This window comes from Homoserinimonas sp. A520, from assembly GCF_054489245.1.
The window spans coordinates 426,557-443,596 of record NZ_JBTMWX010000002.1 but is presented as its reverse complement, the minus strand read 5'-3'; the positions used below and the strand labels follow the sequence as shown (position 1 = coordinate 443,596).

Sequence of the window (17,040 nt, the reverse complement as noted above, 5' to 3'; positions counted from 1 at the left end):
TGTCCAGAGGGGAGTTGCCATTGTCAGGCAGTCGGGACCATTACCACCACGGAGGGCTCCGCGAGGCGCTCATCGATGCCGCGATCGAGATGGCGCGCGAGGGCGGCCCTGATGCCGTCGTGCTGCGGGAGGCCACCCGGCGAAGCTCGGTCTCGCCGAACGCGGCCTACCGGCACTTCGCCGATCGGCAGGGGCTGCTCGACGCTGTTTCCGCTGCAGCGCAGGGGATGGCGGCCGACCGCATGGAGGAGGCGATCGCATCCGCGCCCCCGACCGGCGATGATCAGGCGGATGCCCGCCGGTACCTTCGCGCGGCAGGCGCCGGCTACCTGGCGTTCGCGCGGGAGCAGCCGGGGTTGTTCCGTGCCGCGTTCACCGTTCCGCACGACTTGACCGAGGCGACGACACCGGACAAGGCCGGCAACGGCGGCCGCACGCCATTCCAGATCCTGGCCAACGCCCTCGATCGACTGGTAGAGGCGGGCGTGCTTCCGGCCGAACGCCGCGAGAACGCGGAACTGCACGCGTGGTCGTCCGTTCACGGGCTCGGCATGCTGGTCATCGACGGACCCTTGCGGGGGTTCACCGAAGCGATGGTGGCCCACGCCACCGAGCGGCTCCTGGACATGGTCGACCGCGGCCTGTAGTACCCGGGTCACCGGCCGGGACGAACCAGGCCGCTCTCGTAGGCGAGCACCACGACCTGCACCCGCGAACGAAGCCCGAGCTTGGCCAGGATGCGATTCAGGTGGGTTTTCACGGTGGCTTCCGCCACCACCAGGGCCGCAGCGATCTCCCCGTTGGAGAGCCCCTGCGCAATCAGCTCGAACACTTCGAGTTCGCGTTCGGTCAGCCCGCTCAACGTCGTCGGCACGCCGTCGACCGGCGCCGGGCGACGTACGTGCTCCTCGATCAGGCGCCTGGTCAGCGAGGGGGCGAGCAGGGATTCTCCCGCCGCCACCGTCTCGATACCGGCCACGAGCCGGTCGGGAGGCGTCGCCTTGAGCAGGAACCCGGCGGCCCCCGCCTCCAGGGCGCCGTAGACGTAGCGGTCGAGGTCATAGGTGGTGAGCACGAGCACCCGTGCGGTATCGCCACTCGCGGTCAGCTCGCGGGTCGCCGCGATGCCGTCGAGAACGGGCATCCGGATGTCCATCAGCACCACATCTGGTCGGGTGCGGCGCACCACGTCGACCGCTTCACGCCCGTCGGATGCCTGCCCGACCACCTCGCAACCGCGAGTCTGCAAGACCAGCGCGAGACCGGAACGGATAAGTTCCTGATCGTCGGCGATCACCACGCTGGTCATGTCTCCTCGCCCATCGACAGTCGGAGGGTCGCGTCGAGTTCGAACCGTCCGTCGCTTGTCACACCGTGGCTGAGTGTTCCACCGAACAGGGACACCCGCTCGGCCATGCCGACCAGGCCCAATCCGCTGCCGCCGATGGAGCCCTCGCCTCCCAGGTTCGAGGAGCGGATGCGGAGGACGGTCGGCGTGCTCGTCACCCGCAGCCGGGCCTTCTGGTCGGCCGCGTACTTCAACGCGTTGGTCAACGCCTCCTGCACGATGCGGTAGCCGGACAGGTCGACGCCGGCGGGGAGGTCGCGAATCGGGCCATCGAGCTCCCACTCGATTGCCAGCCCGTTGTCGCGGAAGCGTTCCACCAGTTCCGGGAGTCTGGACAGGCTGGGAGCCGGTTCCAGCCCGAGCTCGTCGGCTTCGTCACGGATCACGTGCAACAGCCGGCCGGTCTCCGAAAGCGCGCGTCGGCCGGTGTCCGCGACATCCTGAAGCAGGATGCCCGCCCGGTCGGGCTCACTGTGCACCAGGTCCTGGGCCGCCGCCGTCTGCACCACCATCGCGCTCACCGAATGGGCGATCACATCGTGCAACTCGCGGGCGATCCGGGCCCGTTCGGCCCGCACCGCCTCGTCACGGATCAGCTCCTGCTGGCGCTTCAGTTGCTCGGCCTGGTCCGCCAGCCTTCGCGTGAGACGACCGAGAATATAAGGCGGCAGCAGGAGTGCCGCGATGAAGATCGCATCGGACGGGCCATGCTCCCGGGAGTCGACCAGGCCGTAGTCGACCACCAGCATCAACGCCATCACGCCGATGCCGATCAGGCCGCGCAAGTCGCGCACTCTTCGGGCCAGCGAGTAGCCGACGACCGCTGCGATGATCACGGGGGTGGCCGGGTCGTTCAATTGTGGCCCGACCCAGGGCATCAGCAGCACCAGCACGGCGGCCAGAGTGCACGCGACGAGTGGGTGGCTGAGCCGCCACACCAGCAGCACGCAGGCAGCCACTTCGAGCGCAATGCCGAAGGCCCAGCCATCCGTTCTCAGGTAGGCGAGCTCGAGCGCACCGAGCACGGCTATCGCAGCCGGGAGCGCAGCGTCACGCAGCAGGCCGGCCCTCGTCATTGCTTGAGGCTACTGCCTTCGCTACGGAGGGGAGTCAACCCTGGGTTGGAGACGTGTTCGACCGTGGAGTGGACGACTCCCGGCCGCCGCTTCCCTAGCGTGAGTGGCACCGACCGTGGTGGGCGGTCCGACGAGAGGAATCAGATGTTTGCATCACGGAACGCACAGAAGGCGATCGGCCGGTCCGCCTGGATAATGGCGTGGGTCGGGCTCGTGGTCGGGCAGTTGCATTCGTTGGCCCGTCACGCCACGGCGGACGGCCAGGAAGACCTGGAGTCGCCGCTGATCAGTGCCTGGTCGGAGCCGCTGTCTTCAGCATTGGCACCGTTGCTCACCTGGGCCCCCGCCGACACGGTATACCTGACCTACGGCAAGATCTGGGTGTTCGCGTTCATCGCGTTCACGCTGTGCGCCGTCGTCGTGTACCGTCGCCGGCACCCGCGCGGCTTCGAGAAGGTCATGTGGCGGATCGTGCTCGCCGGTTACGCCGTTGGCACCGTAGCGACCTTCGGGCAATACTTCGGGCAATGGACCTCGTACAACCTGATCGGCGACGTGTCCTTCGCTTTGACGATTCCCAGCTTCCTGGTGATCCTCCTCGGCACGACGATTCTCGGGATCACCCTTCTGTTCAAGGGGTTCCACCCGCGCGCGACCGCCTGGCTGCTCGCGCTGCAGTTGCCGCTCGCGGTCGGCATCCTCCAGGTCACGTCTATGGGCAGCGCGGCCCTTCCGATCATGTTCGCTTTCGGTATCGCGGGGCTCCAGATCTCCCGTGAACAGGCTTTCTCCGAGGTCTCACCGAGCGAACCAGCAGTCTCCCATTGAGGACACATCCAGTCCGCATCGCTCCGTACCGTGAAGGTACAGAGACAAGGAGAACCATCATGGACTGGAAAATCGAATTGCTCGCAGTGCCGGTCACCGACATCGACCGGGCGAAGGACTTCTATGTCGGCAAGCTCGGCTTCAACGCAGACCACGACATAACGGTCGACGAGAACCTGCGTTTCGTGCAACTCACTCCCCCCGGTTCGGCCTGCTCGATCGTTCTCGACACCAACATGACCACCATGTCGCCCGGCACCCAGCAAGGCATCCAGGTGGTGGTTGCGAGTGCAGATTCGGCGCGCGAGCAGCTATTGTCACAGGGCGTCGCGGCGGGAGAAGTGGAAGAGTTCCCGTGGGGTCGATTCGTATTCTTCAGCGACCCGGACGGCAACGGCTGGGCGCTCCAAGAGGTACCGGCCAAATGACGAGAGGCCAGTACCGTGGTAGCCCACAACGACAAGCCCCTGCTCTATTGCCAGACGCCGGCGGAGTGGCGTGATTGGCTGGCGAACGCGGGCCAGGACTCGGTCGGCGTTCGACTGCAACTGGTCAAGAAGTCGTCTGCCCTCCCCGGGATCTCCTACGCCCAAGCCCTGGACGAAGCGCTCTGCTTCGGCTGGATCGACGGCCAGACGAGCTCACTCGATGACGACTTCTTCATCCAGTCGTTCACTCCCCGCAAGCCGCGAAGTGTCTGGTCGAAACGGAATCGCGAGTACGTGGCCCGCCTGGTTTCAGAGGGGCGGATGCAGCCTGCCGGACTCGCGCAGGTCGACGCGGCGAAGGCGGACGGCCGCTGGGACGCCGCCTACGGCCAGGGCGATGCTGTTCCGGATGACCTGCAGGCCGCCATCGATGCGAGCCCGGCCGCATCCGCCTTCTTCCTGACCCTGAACAGCCAGAACCGCTTTGCGATCATTTTCCGCACCAACAGCGTGAAACGTGCCGAGACCAGGGCGAAGAAGATCGCCGGCTTCGTCGCCATGCTGGAGCGAGGAGAGACCGTGTACCCGCCGACGCCGGCTACCGGGCGAGCTGCTCGCGAACCAGCGGAATGACCTCGCGGCCGTAGAGCTCGATGGACGACATGAGCTGCTCGTGCGGCATGGTGCCGTTGGAGTACTTCAGGTCGAAGCGGTCGAGCCCGAGCCCTTGCGCCGCGCGCACGATCTTGGCGGCGACAGTAGCGGGTGACCCGACGAAGAGGGCACCGTTGGTTGCCTCGTTCTCGTATTCCTCGCGGGACATCGGTCCCCATCCGCGCTCAGCCCCGATGCGATCGCGATTCGCCTTGAAGTGCGGCCACAACTCCTCTTTCGCCTGCTCATCCGTCGCGGCAATGTGGCCGGGCGAGTGGGCGCCGATGGGCAGCAGGTCACGCCCGAACTGGCCGAGCGCCCGCTTGTAGAGGTCGACGTACGGCGCGAATCGCAGTGGGTCGCCGCCGATGATGGCGAGCATGAGCGGGAGGCCGAAATGGGCAGCGCGCACCACCGACTCCGGGCTGCCGCCGACTCCGACCCAGGTCTTGAGGCTGCCGTTTTCGATCGGCGGATATACGGACTGGTCGGTGAGACCGGCACGCAGTTTGCCAGTCCAGGTGACCGGCTCGCCCTTCAGTAGTTCACTGAACAGCTCGATCTTCTCTTCGAACAGCTGCTGGTAGTCGCTCAGTTCGAATCCGAAGAGCGGGAAGGACTCGGTGAACGAGCCCCGACCGATGATGACCTCTGCGCGGCCGTTGGAAACGGCGTCAACCGTCGAGAACCGTTCGAACACGCGCACCGGGTCGTCAGAGCTCAGCACGGTGACGGCTGAGCCCAAGCGGATGCGCTCGGTGCGGCTGGCGATCGCGGCCAGCACGACTTCGGGAGCCGACACCGCGAAATCGTCGCGGTGATGTTCGCCGACTCCGATGAAGTCCACACCGAGCTGGTCGGCGAGAATCGCCTGGTCAACGATGTTGCGGATTGATTGCGCGTGCGAGATCTTCTTGCCCTCGGCGTCGACGGTCACGTCGCCGAAGGTGTCGAGTCCCAATTCGAGGTGAGCCATGCCCGGCCTTCCATCCATACAACTCAATGCGTTTGCATCTAGCTGTGCAACGGGTCGCACTCCCCAATTATTCCCAGACGGATTCGTCGCCCCAGGTTCGGCCGGAGCGGTGGCTGGCGGTCATCACCAGCCGGGACAGATCCACTCGGTTGAAGGTCCCGGTCTTCCTCAGCAGGTTGGACACGTGCGAGCTGACGGTCTTCTCGCTGATCACCAGCGCGCGTGCGATCTCGCCGTAGGTACGGCCGGCGACGATGTGGCCCAGGATTTCGCGTTCGCGGGTGGTCAACCCGGCGAAACCAGTTCCCAGGTCCGTTCGCAGGTTCGCGTCGACCCGATCGACGCGGATTCGTGCGCTCACGGCCAAGCCTTCCAGGGCCGCCTGGATCGGTCGAGCCTGCAGCTGCCCGGCAAGTTCAAGCCCGGTGCGGACGGCGGATGCCGCCAGCTCACGATCGTGGTGCCCACGGGTCAGCAGAGACTCGGCCGCACGCCAACACGAGTACAGCTCCTCCCACGCCAATGTTGCGGCATGGCAGGCTTCTGCCGCGCGCACCCACCCCTCACCGTTGCCTGGATCCTGGCGCGCTCGACCGGCCTCGGCAGCGTACACATCGTTCAATGCCGCGATCTGACGATCCCACAGCTCAGTTGACTCGCCGATATCCCGCATCACGGAGGGGAAGCGCTCCAGGATGTCGTCCAGTTGCGCAAGCAGGAGGGCGGGGTCGCTTCCCGCATCCCTGACGATCTGAACCTGGTCGGCGATGGCGCGCGCCGCGAGAGGCATCAGCCACTCGCACATCGTCGGCGGGACCCCCGGCGAGGTTGCCCCGGCCATCGCCGCCTCGACGGCGGCCTCCGGCTTGCCAGCGGCGAGGCACACCTCGGCGCGGCACGCGTCGAAGTCGAAGTTGAGGAACGCGGAACTCCCCGCGAAAATCTCGTCCGCCCTCGCCAGGTGGGCTTCAGCCTCTCCAAGTCGCCCTTGCCAGGCCGCCAGCCGTGCCGCAGCCAACCGGGCACTGACATCGGCGAAAGGCCCGGGATCCGAGCCGAATACGACGCGAAGACGACGCAGGCATTCCTGCCATTCGCCGACGCTGAGCCAACTGGCCGCCTCGTTCGCCGAGAGAAGCGCGACATAGGTGTGTGGCGCTCCCAGGGTCGTCAGTTCTTCACGATGCCCACGCAGCAGCTCGGCGTAGAGGTGGCTGGTCCACGTCTCCAGCCCGTTGGCTTCCCACATTACGGCGTTGCAATAGGCGAAGTAGTCACGGGCCTGCACGGCCGCGTCTCGTGCTTTGACAGCGAAAGCGCGCGCTTCCGCTCCATGCTCGCGGTGGATCGCCGCGACAGCATTGGCAGACAGCGCGTAGCTCAGTGCGCGAGGGTTTCCCGCAGTCCTGGCCAGGGCCAGAGCCTGCTCTGCGTGCGCCGCCATACCAGGGGCGCCGCTCCAGCTTTCGGCGTGGGCAAGTTCGGCCAGGGCCAGAGCGAGCTGCCAACTGCGTGGCACTGCCGACGCGAGACGCACTGCCTCACTCATTTCATCCGGGTTCATGAACGCTCTCCCAGTGACAAACCGCAGGTGCATCCGCCGCACCAGCAGTTCGGCCACAACCAGCGGATGCTTCTCCGGGCTGAGACCATCAATCAGCGACTCGATCGCCTGAAGCTCCTCTTCATGCACTCCTGCATCGGCGGCGGCCGTCCTCCACCTGAGTAACAGCTCCTGCTCGCTCGGGGTCGCCTCCGGAAGCTCCTTCCTCAAGGCAACGGCTCGTCGCAAAAGGCGCAGCATCTCGCTCACTCCGCCCACTTGCCCCACAGCCTCGGATGCCCGCAGCGTCCACCGGTAGGCCTCAGCAAGGTGCCCTGCCTGGTCGTGGTGGTCGGCGAGCGCCACCAGCAACTCGACGGTTGGTTCCGGAGCTACCGCCAGCCGCCTTTCGTAGAAGTCCGCGAAGACGGAATGGAGGCGCTGTCGTTCGTCTTCCGGAAGGCCGTGTTCGAGCACCTCGGCGCTCAGCGGGTGTCGGAACCAGTACGCTCCATCCGGACCGACATCGAGGAGGCCATTTTCCGCTCCCTCGCTGAGCATGCTCGATACGCGTCGAGTGCCTGCAGCCGAGCCAGCGACGTCGTCCATTTCGTTCGCGCGCAAGGGTCGTCCAGCAACCGCCAGAAGACGAGTAAGTTCCCTGGTTGGTGCGGACAGCCGACGCCACGACTGCAAGACCGCGGATTTCAGATCTGGCGGCAAGGGAATCGGCAGGTGGCGCGCGCCGGGCGGAAGTCCGGCCACTACCAGGCGACTGAGGTAAGGGTTGCCGCGCGTGTGCGTGAAAACTTCCTCCACCAGTGACTGATGGGGTGCCCCGAGCAGGGCGGTCAGCTGGGCATCCGTTCCGGCACGGTCGAGCGGCCCGAGCGCCAACTGCTCAATCCGAGGCAGGCGCCGGATGTCGGCCAGCCAGTGCTGCAGCGGATGGCTGTCCCCTACCTCACTACTACGGATGGTCGCGATGACCGCCAACCGGCGATCGGCGGGGCCAGCCAGCACGTACATCAGCACGTCCAGAGTGCTCTGGTCTGCCCACTGCAGGTCGTCGACGACCAATACTACGAGGCGCTCAAGGGACTGGTTGCTCAGCCAGGAATCGAAGGAATCGGGGATGTCGGATGTGGACTGTGACACCCCGAACAACGAGTTCCCCGCGCCGCCTGCGCTTCGAACGGCGGACCGAATGGCCAGGAAGGGCACAGCCATGGAGGTCATGGGCAACGCTGCGCCGAGGAGGACGAGAACGTCGGCGTCGAGGCTCGCGCACGCCTGCTGCACCAATGCGGTTTTTCCGACCCCAGGGTCACCCGAGACCAGCAGCGCGCCGGCTTCTCCCGCGATCGCACGGTCCACAAGCGCACGGACAGTGGCCAGCTCCTCGGAGCGCCCCACCAGAACAGGGCCGGTCATCACTCCGCCTCAGCGTCTCTCGTCGACCTGCTGCTGCCGATGGAGGCCAGCCGGGACAGATCCACTCGGTTGGACGCCCCGGTCTTCCTCAGGAGGTTGGACACGTGCGAGCTGACGGTCTTCTCGCTGATCACCAGCGCGCGTGCGATCTCACCGTAGGTACGGCCGGCGACGATGTAGCCCAGGATTTCGCGTTCGCGAGTGGTCAGCCCGGCAAGCTCTGTGCGCTGGTTCGGTGGCACCGGAAGCGAGGCCACACGATCGATGCGAATCCGGGCGGTACCGGCAAGGTTCTCGAGTTCGAACTGAATCGCCCGTGCTTGTAGCTTCTCGGCAAGGTCAAGTCCCCTGCGGAGAACGGATGCCGCCTGCTCCCGGCGATTTCGCCCATGGACCAGCGCGGATTCGGCCGCCCGCCAACACGAGTAAACCTCCTCCCAGGCGAGCGTCGCCACCCGGCAGGCGTCCGCAACTCGAATCCACTGGGCGCCGTTGTCAGGATCGTGACGCGCACGGCCAGCCTCGGCGTCGTACAGCTGGTTCAGCGCGTCTATGTGACGTTCCCCCAGCTCGGTGGTCCGATCGTTATCCCGGATGACCGACGGGAAACGTCGCTGCAGGTCCTCCAGCTGTGCCAGCAGCGGGGCTGGATCACGCCGATTGTCATTGGCCGTCTGCACCTGATCGGCAATGGCGCGCGCTGCGAGGGGCATCAGCCATTCGCACATGGTCGGTGCAACCCCAGGCGACGTTGCGCCGGCCATCGCGGCGTCGAAGGCTTCCGCCGACTTGCCCGCGGCCAGGCAGACCTCCGCACGGCAAGCGGCAAACTCCAGATTGACGAAGGAGGAGCTCTCGGCAAAAATCTCATCGGCGCGCGCCAAGTGGGCTTCGGCCTCGACCGTTCGTCCTTGCCATGCGGCCAGGTGCGCCGCCGCCAGCCGAGCGGCGACATCGGCAAGCGGCCCGGGATCGGAGCCAAGCACGACCCGGATTCGATGCAGACATTCACGCCATTCGCCGATGCTGAACCAGCTGCCCGCTTCCGCGGCTGAGAGAAAGGCAATGTACGTGTGTGGCGCACCCAACGCCATCAACTCTTCGCGATGCCCGCGCAACATGTTGGAGTACAGACGACTCGGCCACATCTCGGCAGCGTTGGCTTCCCAGATTGCCGCGTGGCAGTATGCCCAATATTCGCCCACCAGCAAAGCCGCATCCTGGGCCTCGATCGCGAGAGCACGTCCCTCCTGCCTTCGCCCGCGTCGTATCGCAACCACGGACTTGGTTGTCAGCGCATAGCTCAACGCGCGCGAATCGCCTGCGGCCCTGGCCAGGGCGAGCGCTTGTTCGGCGTGAGCTGTCACATCCGGGTTGTCCTCCCAGCTTTCGGCGTGCGCCAATTCGGCAAGCGCCAGCGCGTGCTGCCAGCTGAGCGGCTCCGTTGCGGCCAGCCGAACAGCTTCGCGCATCTCATCCGGTGCCAGGAAGGCGAGCCCGCTCAGAAAGCGAAGCTGCATCCGCCGGACCAACAGCTCGGCGGCCAGGAGTGGCTGTGCGTCACGGTCAAGGCCATCCAGCAATGACTCGATTGCCTTGAGTTCTTCCACATACTCACCGGTTCTTGCGGCGGCCGCGCGCAACCGGAGCAGGAGCTCCTGTCTGCTTTCTGCCGCCTCCGGCAATTGGTCCCTCAGCGCGACCGCCCGCCTCAGCAGCCGGAGCATTTCTGCAACCCCACCCGCTCGGCCTGCGGCAGCGGATGCGGCTAAGGCCCACCGATACGCTTCGGCAGGGTGCCGCGCCTGGTCGTGGTGGTCGGCGAGCGCCACCATGAGCTCAACGGTCGGTTCCGGGGCGGTCGCCAGCCGCCTCTCGGAAAACTCCGCGAATGCCGAATGCAATCGCTGGCGCTCCTCGTCCGGCAAGCCCTGTTCGAGCACTTCGGCGTTCAACGGGTGATGGAACCAGTAGGCGCCATCCGGCGCGACATCGAGAATGCCGTTCTCGGCTGCCTCGCGCAACATCCCCACAACATCCCCATGGCCCGCCGGGCCGACAACGTCGCCAAGTTCACTCGCGTGCAATGGTCGTCCGCCAACAGCCAGGACACGAGAAATTTCCCTCGACGGGGCGGACAGCCGGCGCCATGACTGCAGCATCGCCGACTTGAGGTCTGCTGGCAGGCCAGGGGGCAGGTGGCGCGCGCTCGGGGAGACACCGACAACAAGCAGGCGATTGAGGTAGGCGTTTCCGAGCGTGTGTCTGAACACCTCCTCCACCAGCGACCGGTGCGGAACGCCGAGGAGTGCAGTCAACTGGGCATCGGTCGCGACCCGATCGAGGGGTTCCAGCATCAGGTGCTGGATGCGGGGAAGGCGGTGGATGTCGGCCAGCCAACGCTGCAGCGGATGGCCGTCACCCAACATCTCGCTGCCGCGCATGGTGGTGATCACCGCCAACCGTCGATGTTCTAGTCCGGCCAGCACGTACATCAACACGTCCAGAGTGCTTTGGTCAGCCCAGTGCAGGTCATCGACAACGAGAACGACAGGGTGTTCCCGGCACCGATCCTCCAACCATTCGTCGAACAGGATCGGAACATCGACCAAGGATTGGCCCGGCTGGAAAAAGGACCAGCCATCACTTCTCGCGCGATTACGGAGCGCTGACCGCAGGGCGAGAAACGGAACCGACATGGTCGTCAACGGCAACGCTGCGCCGGAAAGCACAATCGTGTCCGGCTGCAGCTGTGCGCACGCCTGCTGAACCAAGGCGGTCTTTCCCACCCCGGGATCGCCCGAGACCAGCAGCGCGCCGGCTTCTCCTGCGGTGGCACGGTCCACAAGGGCACGGATAGTGGCCAGCTCCTCGGAGCGCCCCACCAGAAGAGGGCCGGTTGTGCCAGGACGGGCGGCCACCAATCCAGTGTTGCACCGTTCCGGGCGTATGGCGGGTCAACCTGAGGGTTCTCCCGCTGGATCTGAGGGGGAATGCCTGATGTGAACAGGTCCCGACCGGATGGAGCCTGAACTGATCAAATTTTCAATTATCGGAAGGCCACGATCATGTACCACTCGAAGCAGGGCCATTGGACAGCATCCGTTCTTTGCGCCATCCTCATCGTCGGCGGCAGCGCTGCACCCGTTGCCGCCGCTGAACACCCCGGATCACCGACTCAGTCGCAGCCGTCGCTCGGTTCCGGTAATTGCCTGCTCATGCGGGTGGGCGACCAGTACGTGCGCTGCGACAACTTCACCGGCGCGGGGGTGCGTGCCGCCAGCTGGATTCCGGAGCAGTAAGCAGTGATACCCCAAGCCCGCGCAGGCCACCTCGTTTCACTGGGCGAATCTTACTGAGTAAAACCTGTAAATCATAGACTGATCCGTCTACCCGGCCTACGGTCAGGTGCATCGGCGCAGTTGACGAAGCGCAGGGGGTGACGAGCGTGGAACCGGACCTTGGGCAGCCTGTGCTCTCCGCCTGGCGAATCCTGCTCCTCTCCGTGCTGGCCGCGTTCGTGTGGCTTGTGCTCTCCATCTTCGCCGGCAGCACCCCGGCCGCCGCGAACGACGACACGGACATGGACACGGGCTCGCTGCTCGGAACGCTCGCCGCCAGCGTCGACGAGGTGGTTCTGCCGGCCGGGCTCATCGAGCCTCTGCCGAATGCAACTGAGCATGTAGTCGAGCCAGTTGCGGCGGATGTTGCCACCCCAGTGGTGACGGATGTTGCCACCCCGGTTCTTGAGGTTCCGATCGTGGCGAAGACGACGCAGCTACTGAACGGGGTCGTGGCCGACTCGGCGGACTCACTCGGCCTCACCAGCCAGCTCAGCGAATCCATCACGATTCCCGCCGCGGCGGCGCCTTCAGCCGTCGTCGCGGACCAGCCGGAGCCAGTCGCGGTGGCATTGACGTCTGTTGCCCTCGATACCGGGGCCGCACACGTTCCCGCGGCTGGCTCCCATCACGCTCCACCCCAACCGATGGTGCCGACGCAGCCCGTGCCGGCTCCGCCGTCCACGCCGAACCAGGGCACCGGTGCACCAACCCTGGTCGCCGCGATGCCGACGGCGGTCGACTCGTTGACGCCGGCCGGCGCATCCGCTGCCTGGGAGAACTTCACCCTGCCCTCCTCCCCCACCTTCGACAGCGACACCTCCCCTGGCTGATGGGGTTCGCCCTGCCCTTCTGGCGCAGGAAACGAACCTCGCTCTCGACGGCTGCAGGCCGTGCGAGGGCATGACCACATCAGTCTCAAGGAGTGAAATCATGCATAAAGCAGTTTCTCGAGCGCTCTGGGGAGCGTTCTTCGTGGGCGGCCTGACCGTCCTCGGCGCCGGGGCAGCGAACGCTGCCGACACCTCAGGTGAGAACGGCGTCGCATCCGGAAACCAAGTCGGGATCCTCGGCGAGTTGCCGGTGACCATCGGCGGGAACGCCATCTCGATTCTCGGTGACAGCGAGAGTTCGGACACCACGATGGCGCCAAGCGGTAGCGACGCTGCCGTAACCACCAGCACGACCAGCGGTGAAGACGCCATCCTCGGTGGCAACCAGGTGATGCCGGAGGTTGTCGCGCCGATCGTCGCCAGCGGAAATGCCATCAGCGTCCTCGGCGACAGTTCCACGGACGGGACGCAGACCAGCGCCACCTCCGAAGGGGACACCGAGGGCGCCGCCGCCACCACCACGGGTGACGACGGCATTGCCAGCGGCAATCAGGTAGCACCAGACGTCGATGTGCCGATCATGGTCGGTGGCAATGACGTCGCGGTAATCCGCGATGACTCGCCTATCGATGGAGGAATCCTCAGTGGCGGCTTCCTCGATGAGGACATCCTCAATGATGGCCTGTTCGAGGATGGTCTGCTCAAAGATGGCCTGCTCAAAGATGGCCTGCTTGATGACGGCCTCGTGGAAGTCGGACTGTTCGACGGGCTGCTCGATGACGGCATGATCGGCGAACCAATCGTGCGGATGGGATTCATCAATGACGGGCTGCTGGCAACTCCCGTCGTTGACGATGGCCTGCTGAGTGAGCCGACTGTTGAAGGCCCGGTGGTCAGGGCTATCGCCCTGGACGCCTTCGCCCCGGTCGAAGTTGACTCCGCGGTCGACAACGAAGGTACGGTGACGGATGCCGGTACCGACATCGCCATGAGTGGCTTCACCCCGCTCATGGCGACGGCAGCACTGACTCCGGCGATGATGCTCGCGGCAACAGGGGTTGAGACCCTGCCGCTCATCGGGGGGATCGCGCTCATGCTGGGAACCGGTCTTGCGCTGGTTGCCGCCAAGCGCACGGGGTACGCGATCGGCTAGTTCTCCGCCGACCTGACACCGGATGCCGCTGGCCCGCTGGCGGCATCCGGTGCCGTGCGCCCGCGCGGTGTCCCTGTGCCGTGCCCCCAGCACACAACGGGCTGCCGCAATACGCTGGGGTGCATGCGTGCAACGGTGATTCATGGTGAACGGGACATCCGCCTGGAAGAAGTACCCGATCCGGAGCTGGCCACCGGCAGTGACGCGATCGTGCGGGTGGTCGCGGCCTGTGTCTGCGGTTCCGACCTGTGGCCCTATCGCGGTGTGACGCCCGTCCACGCGCCGAGGCGAATCGGTCACGAGTTCGTCGGTGTCGTCGAGCGGGTCGGTGTCGACGTCACGGCCGTGCAGGGCGGCGATTTCGTGATCGCGCCGTTCTACCACTGCGACAACACCTGCATCAATTGCCGGAACGGAGTCACCACATCATGCCTGAACGGCGGCTGGTGGGGGTCGGATGACCAGTCCGGGGCCTTCGCCGATGGCGCCCAGGGCGAGCGCATCCGCGTCCCCAACGCCAACGGCACGCTTGTCGCCACGCCGACCATGCCTGACGACGACCAGGTTCCAGGCTTGCTGGCGCTGGCGGATGTCATGGGCACCGGTCACCACGCGGCCGTCTCCGCTGGCGTCACCACCGGCAGCGCCGTCGTGGTTGTGGGTGATGGTGCGGTCGGGCTGTGCGCGGTGCTCGCCGCCAAGCGGCTCGGGGCGTCGCGCATCATCGCCATGTCACGTCACGCCGATCGCCAGGTCATCGCCCGCGAGTTCGGGGCAACCGACATCGTGGAGGAGCGCGGCGACGAGGGTGTCGAGCGGATCAACGACATGCTCGACGGTGTCGGCGCCGACTGCGTACTCGAGTGCGTCGGCACGAAAGAGTCGATGGACCAGGCCATTCGCAGCGCCCGGCCCGGCGGCATGGTCGGCTACGTCGGTGTGCCGAACGGCGGACCGGAGCTTCCCGTACGTCGACTCTTCAACAACAACGTCGGTGTGAACGGCGGCGTCGCCCCGGTGCGCGGCTACATCGAGGAGTTGCTGCCAGAGGTGCTCTCCGGGTCCATCAACCCGGGGCGCGTCTTCGACCTCGAGTTGCCACTGTCAGAGGTGGCCGAGGCGTACGCCGCCATGGATGAGCGCCGGGCCACCAAGGTGCTGCTCCGCCCGTAGCGCTACGGCAGGAGGAATCCGGCATCCGCATGGATTCGAGGACTTCTCGAGCGCTTGCCGCCGATTTCTCCTCGATTCCCGCAGTCGTAACGGCGCTAGGCCACAGGGCCCGGGCCACGGGCTCTTCCTTCACCGTCGTTCTAGCGGAAAGCAGCGTCGCTGCTGACCCCAGCCCCTGACGTAGCGCGGAGCCCCCAGCCGACACCGATCACGATGAGCAGGATGCTCGCGGCTTCGGCCAGGGTCGGAAGGCGGCTTTCGAGCAGGCAGACGAAGATCATCGCGAACACTGTCTGCGACACCACCAGCAGCCCCAGCACCGTCGTGGACAGGCCGGAGCTGGCCTTGTTCCAGAGCCAGGTTGCCACGCAGGTGGAGCCGAGTCCGAGCAATAGTCCCCAGAACAGGAGCACCGGCACATCGCCGGCGGCGACCGGTTCGACGCGACCCACCACGATCGCTGCGATGACCAGTGGAGGCACCGTGATCAGCGTGCCTATCCCGGTGAGACTGGTCCACAGGATGACGCCGGTCTCCGGGTTGTCGACCAGGTATTCGGCGTTCACGATGCCGTAGGCCAGCCAGGAGAACACGGCAACCAGCCCCAGGACGATCCCCAGCGGAACGAGCGAACCGGGCGCCCCGCCCTCGCCCTCCATCGCCGCCAGTCCGGTCAACCCGAGGCCGGCAGCCAACACGGCGATCGGTCCGGCGAGGCGGCCCCAGGAAACCGTCTTCCGGCGGATGTTGCCCGCCACGATCATGGCGATCGGCAGGGTGCCGATGATCAACGCGACCGGCGCCGAGCCGGCGAACGCGACGCCGCTCGACAGTGCCAGGTAGAAGAGGGTGTTGCCGGCGAGGCCGAGCCCGATGATGCGCCACCAGCCCCGAGCATCCAGGCGCTTGAACGGGTTGAACCGGAGCACCATCAGGGCGGCGACCGAGACGATCCCGAAGATCAGGTAGCGCACGACCGTGAGGTCGAGGGTCGTGAACGGGCCGAGGAACACCGGGGCGATGAAGGTCAGCCCCCACAGAGCGCCGGCACCGAGACCGAACATGACATGACGTGGCACAGCCTCATCATGCCCTAGCTTCGACCCCCCTACGCGCTGGCCACCCGGCGGTAGTGCTCGACAACCGGGAACGGGTCGTAGAAGTGGTGCAGCATCCGCTTCCACTCCTGGTATTCGCCCGAGCCGCGAAAGCCGACCTCGTGCGCCTCGATGCTGTCCCAGGTGACCAGCAGCAGGTAGCTGCTCGGGCTCTCAACGCCCCGCGACAGGGTCAGACCGCGGAATCCGGGCATCGAGGAGATGATGAGGCGAGCGGATGCGAACGCCTCCTCGAACTCCGTTTCGAGGCCCGGCTTGACGGGCAGTAGTGCGTGCTCGGTGATCATCCGCCCAGCTTACGCAGGCGCGAGCAGGCGCCTCAGGATGATCCGCTCCACCAGGGTCCAGGCAGTCGTCAACGCGAGGTAGAGCGTGGCGGCAAGGGGCACCACCGCCGCGAACACCACCGTGAGGAATGGCAACCAGCTGAGCGGGCCGGCGAGGTTCTGCAGGGCGGGCGGAGCGGCATCCGTCATAGTCGGTGCGTTCTTCACTGCGATGCGCCGCGACAACCAGGCGACAACAGCCAGCACCACCATGATCCCGGCGAACACTAGTGCGCCGGGCCACCCCGGCCCCGAGATGAGCGACGCACCCAGGGGAACGCCGAGCAGCCGCTCACTGAGCAGCGCGTTCGTGTGGCCATTGATGCTGCCGAGGATGAACAGGCCGTAGACCGTGGACAGCACCGGCGCCTGCAGGAGCGTCGGCAGGCATCCGGCCAGCGGCGAGGCCTTCTCGGCCGCGTACAACTCCATCGTCTTGCGCTGCAGCACCTCCGGCTTCTTCTTGTACTTGCGCTGCAACTCCTGCAGCAGGGGAGCGAGCCGCTTGCGGGTGAACTCGGCGCGCACCTGAGACACGCCGACTGGGATCAGCGCGGTGCGAACGAGGAGGGTGATGAGCACAATGGCGGCCGTCGCACTGGCGGCACCAGTGATCGGGTCCAGCAGCGCGGTGAGCGCCGTGACGGCGTTGTATGCCGTGTCGAGCACAGCAGCGATCGGGGCGAACGAATAGAAATCCACGGGAGAAGTCCCTTGCAGTCGAAGCGGATGTTGGTGGCCTGATGGCCGCGAAGCATCCGCTCCCGTCTGTGGAGACTCTCCGTCTTGTGGAGACGGGTGAGCGGTGG

Annotated in this window: 16 protein-coding genes; 8 read left to right on the top strand and 8 right to left on the bottom strand. The window is 66.1% G+C overall.

Features of this window, described 5'->3' with window-relative positions; all coding sequences use genetic code 11:
- The first annotated feature begins 20 nt into the window (after positions 1-20).
- Positions 21-647 carry a TetR/AcrR family transcriptional regulator gene (locus tag ACX3PH_RS06655; protein ID WP_459090678.1) on the top strand — a complete coding sequence of 209 codons (627 nt, stop codon included), beginning with the start codon at positions 21-23 and terminating at the stop codon, positions 645-647.
- Between the two features lie 8 nt (positions 648-655).
- On the opposite strand, the gene ACX3PH_RS06650 is transcribed toward ACX3PH_RS06655, so the two are convergent.
- Both ACX3PH_RS06650 and ACX3PH_RS06645 read right to left on the bottom strand, forming a co-directional pair.
- On the bottom strand, positions 656-1,309 hold the full coding sequence (locus ACX3PH_RS06650) for a response regulator (protein ID WP_459090676.1): 654 nt from the start codon (positions 1,307-1,309) through the stop codon (positions 656-658).
- Positions 1,306-2,424, bottom strand: coding sequence for a sensor histidine kinase (locus tag ACX3PH_RS06645; protein ID WP_459090674.1), 1,119 nt, complete (start codon positions 2,422-2,424; stop codon positions 1,306-1,308). Before ACX3PH_RS06645 ends, ACX3PH_RS06650 begins: the two co-directional genes overlap by 4 nt.
- Before the next feature lie 144 nt (positions 2,425-2,568).
- Here ACX3PH_RS06645 and ACX3PH_RS06640 point away from each other — a divergent pair, with 144 nt between their 5' ends.
- Genes ACX3PH_RS06640 through ACX3PH_RS06630 form a run of 3 tightly spaced genes read left to right on the top strand, consistent with a single transcriptional unit; the run spans position 2,569 to position 4,313 of the window.
- The gene (locus tag ACX3PH_RS06640; RefSeq protein ID WP_459090672.1) at positions 2,569-3,252 is read left to right on the top strand and encodes a hypothetical protein; all 684 of its coding nucleotides are present in this window, start codon (positions 2,569-2,571) and stop codon (positions 3,250-3,252) included.
- Positions 3,253-3,311: 59 nt separating this feature from the next.
- Positions 3,312-3,680, top strand: a complete 369-nt coding sequence (locus ACX3PH_RS06635) for a VOC family protein (RefSeq protein WP_459090670.1) — start codon at positions 3,312-3,314, stop codon at positions 3,678-3,680.
- A 15-nt stretch (positions 3,681-3,695) separates the two neighbouring features.
- Positions 3,696-4,313: a YdeI/OmpD-associated family protein gene (locus tag ACX3PH_RS06630; protein ID WP_459090668.1), complete on the top strand. Its 618-nt coding sequence runs from the start codon at positions 3,696-3,698 to the stop codon at positions 4,311-4,313.
- Here ACX3PH_RS06630 and ACX3PH_RS06625 read toward each other — a convergent pair.
- The 3 genes from ACX3PH_RS06625 to ACX3PH_RS06615 all read right to left on the bottom strand — a co-directional run bounded on the left by ACX3PH_RS06625 (position 4,279) and on the right by ACX3PH_RS06615 (position 11,208).
- Positions 4,279-5,310 (bottom strand): LLM class flavin-dependent oxidoreductase, encoded by a 1,032-nt coding sequence (locus tag ACX3PH_RS06625; RefSeq protein ID WP_459090666.1) that lies wholly within the window; start codon positions 5,308-5,310, stop codon positions 4,279-4,281. The two genes, ACX3PH_RS06630 and ACX3PH_RS06625, sit on opposite strands and share 35 nt — an antisense overlap.
- A gap of 67 nt (positions 5,311-5,377) precedes the next feature.
- Positions 5,378-8,287, bottom strand: coding sequence for a helix-turn-helix transcriptional regulator (locus tag ACX3PH_RS06620; protein ID WP_459090664.1), 2,910 nt, complete (start codon positions 8,285-8,287; stop codon positions 5,378-5,380).
- Positions 8,287-11,208, bottom strand: coding sequence for a helix-turn-helix transcriptional regulator (locus tag ACX3PH_RS06615; RefSeq protein ID WP_459090662.1), 2,922 nt, complete (start codon positions 11,206-11,208; stop codon positions 8,287-8,289). The genes ACX3PH_RS06620 and ACX3PH_RS06615 overlap by 1 nt, the downstream gene beginning before the upstream one ends.
- 147 nt (positions 11,209-11,355) lie before the next feature.
- On the opposite strand from ACX3PH_RS06615, the gene ACX3PH_RS06610 reads away from it, so the two are divergent.
- From ACX3PH_RS06610 to ACX3PH_RS06595, 4 genes are all read left to right on the top strand, one after another.
- A complete protein-coding gene (locus ACX3PH_RS06610) occupies positions 11,356-11,589 on the top strand; it encodes a hypothetical protein (protein ID WP_459090660.1) in 234 nt (77 codons plus the stop codon).
- A gap of 146 nt (positions 11,590-11,735) precedes the next feature.
- Positions 11,736-12,461, top strand: a complete 726-nt coding sequence (locus ACX3PH_RS06605) for a hypothetical protein (protein WP_459090658.1) — start codon at positions 11,736-11,738, stop codon at positions 12,459-12,461.
- A gap of 100 nt (positions 12,462-12,561) precedes the next feature.
- Entirely contained in the window at positions 12,562-13,614 is a 1,053-nt protein-coding gene (locus ACX3PH_RS06600; RefSeq protein ID WP_459090656.1) for a chaplin family protein, read from the top strand.
- Positions 13,615-13,737: 123 nt separating this feature from the next.
- Positions 13,738-14,787, top strand: a complete 1,050-nt coding sequence (locus tag ACX3PH_RS06595; protein WP_459090654.1) for a zinc-dependent alcohol dehydrogenase family protein — start codon at positions 13,738-13,740, stop codon at positions 14,785-14,787.
- Positions 14,788-14,927: 140 nt separating this feature from the next.
- On the opposite strand, the gene ACX3PH_RS06590 is transcribed toward ACX3PH_RS06595, so the two are convergent.
- From ACX3PH_RS06590 to ACX3PH_RS06580, 3 genes are read right to left on the bottom strand one after another with little or no spacing between them, the layout of a single operon-like run.
- Positions 14,928-15,866 (bottom strand): DMT family transporter, encoded by a 939-nt coding sequence (locus tag ACX3PH_RS06590; RefSeq protein WP_459090652.1) that lies wholly within the window; start codon positions 15,864-15,866, stop codon positions 14,928-14,930.
- 29 nt (positions 15,867-15,895) lie between these two features.
- Positions 15,896-16,192, bottom strand: coding sequence for an antibiotic biosynthesis monooxygenase family protein (locus ACX3PH_RS06585; RefSeq protein WP_459090651.1), 297 nt, complete (start codon positions 16,190-16,192; stop codon positions 15,896-15,898).
- 9 nt (positions 16,193-16,201) lie between these two features.
- On the bottom strand, positions 16,202-16,933 hold the full coding sequence (locus tag ACX3PH_RS06580) for a YidC/Oxa1 family membrane protein insertase (RefSeq protein ID WP_459090649.1): 732 nt from the start codon (positions 16,931-16,933) through the stop codon (positions 16,202-16,204).
- Positions 16,934-17,040 lie beyond the last annotated feature (107 nt).

Bases quoted from the DNA above. Each gene is read 5' to 3' on its own strand.
- ACX3PH_RS06650 (WP_459090676.1), bottom strand. From the start codon at position 1,309: ATGACCAGCGTGGTGATCGCCGACGATCAGGAACTTATCCGTTCCGGT.
- ACX3PH_RS06645 (WP_459090674.1), bottom strand. From the start codon at position 2,424: ATGACGAGGGCCGGCCTGCTGCGTGACGCTGCGCTCCCGGCTGCGATA.
- ACX3PH_RS06640 (WP_459090672.1), top strand. From the start codon at position 2,569: ATGTTTGCATCACGGAACGCACAGAAGGCGATCGGCCGGTCCGCCTGG.
- ACX3PH_RS06635 (WP_459090670.1), top strand. From the start codon at position 3,312: ATGGACTGGAAAATCGAATTGCTCGCAGTGCCGGTCACCGACATCGAC.
- ACX3PH_RS06625 (WP_459090666.1), bottom strand. From the start codon at position 5,310: ATGGCTCACCTCGAATTGGGACTCGACACCTTCGGCGACGTGACCGTC.
- ACX3PH_RS06620 (WP_459090664.1), bottom strand. From the start codon at position 8,287: ATGACCGGCCCTGTTCTGGTGGGGCGCTCCGAGGAGCTGGCCACTGTC.
- ACX3PH_RS06610 (WP_459090660.1), top strand. From the start codon at position 11,356: ATGTACCACTCGAAGCAGGGCCATTGGACAGCATCCGTTCTTTGCGCC.
- ACX3PH_RS06600 (WP_459090656.1), top strand. From the start codon at position 12,562: ATGCATAAAGCAGTTTCTCGAGCGCTCTGGGGAGCGTTCTTCGTGGGC.
- ACX3PH_RS06595 (WP_459090654.1), top strand. From the start codon at position 13,738: ATGCGTGCAACGGTGATTCATGGTGAACGGGACATCCGCCTGGAAGAA.
- ACX3PH_RS06585 (WP_459090651.1), bottom strand. From the start codon at position 16,192: ATGATCACCGAGCACGCACTACTGCCCGTCAAGCCGGGCCTCGAAACG.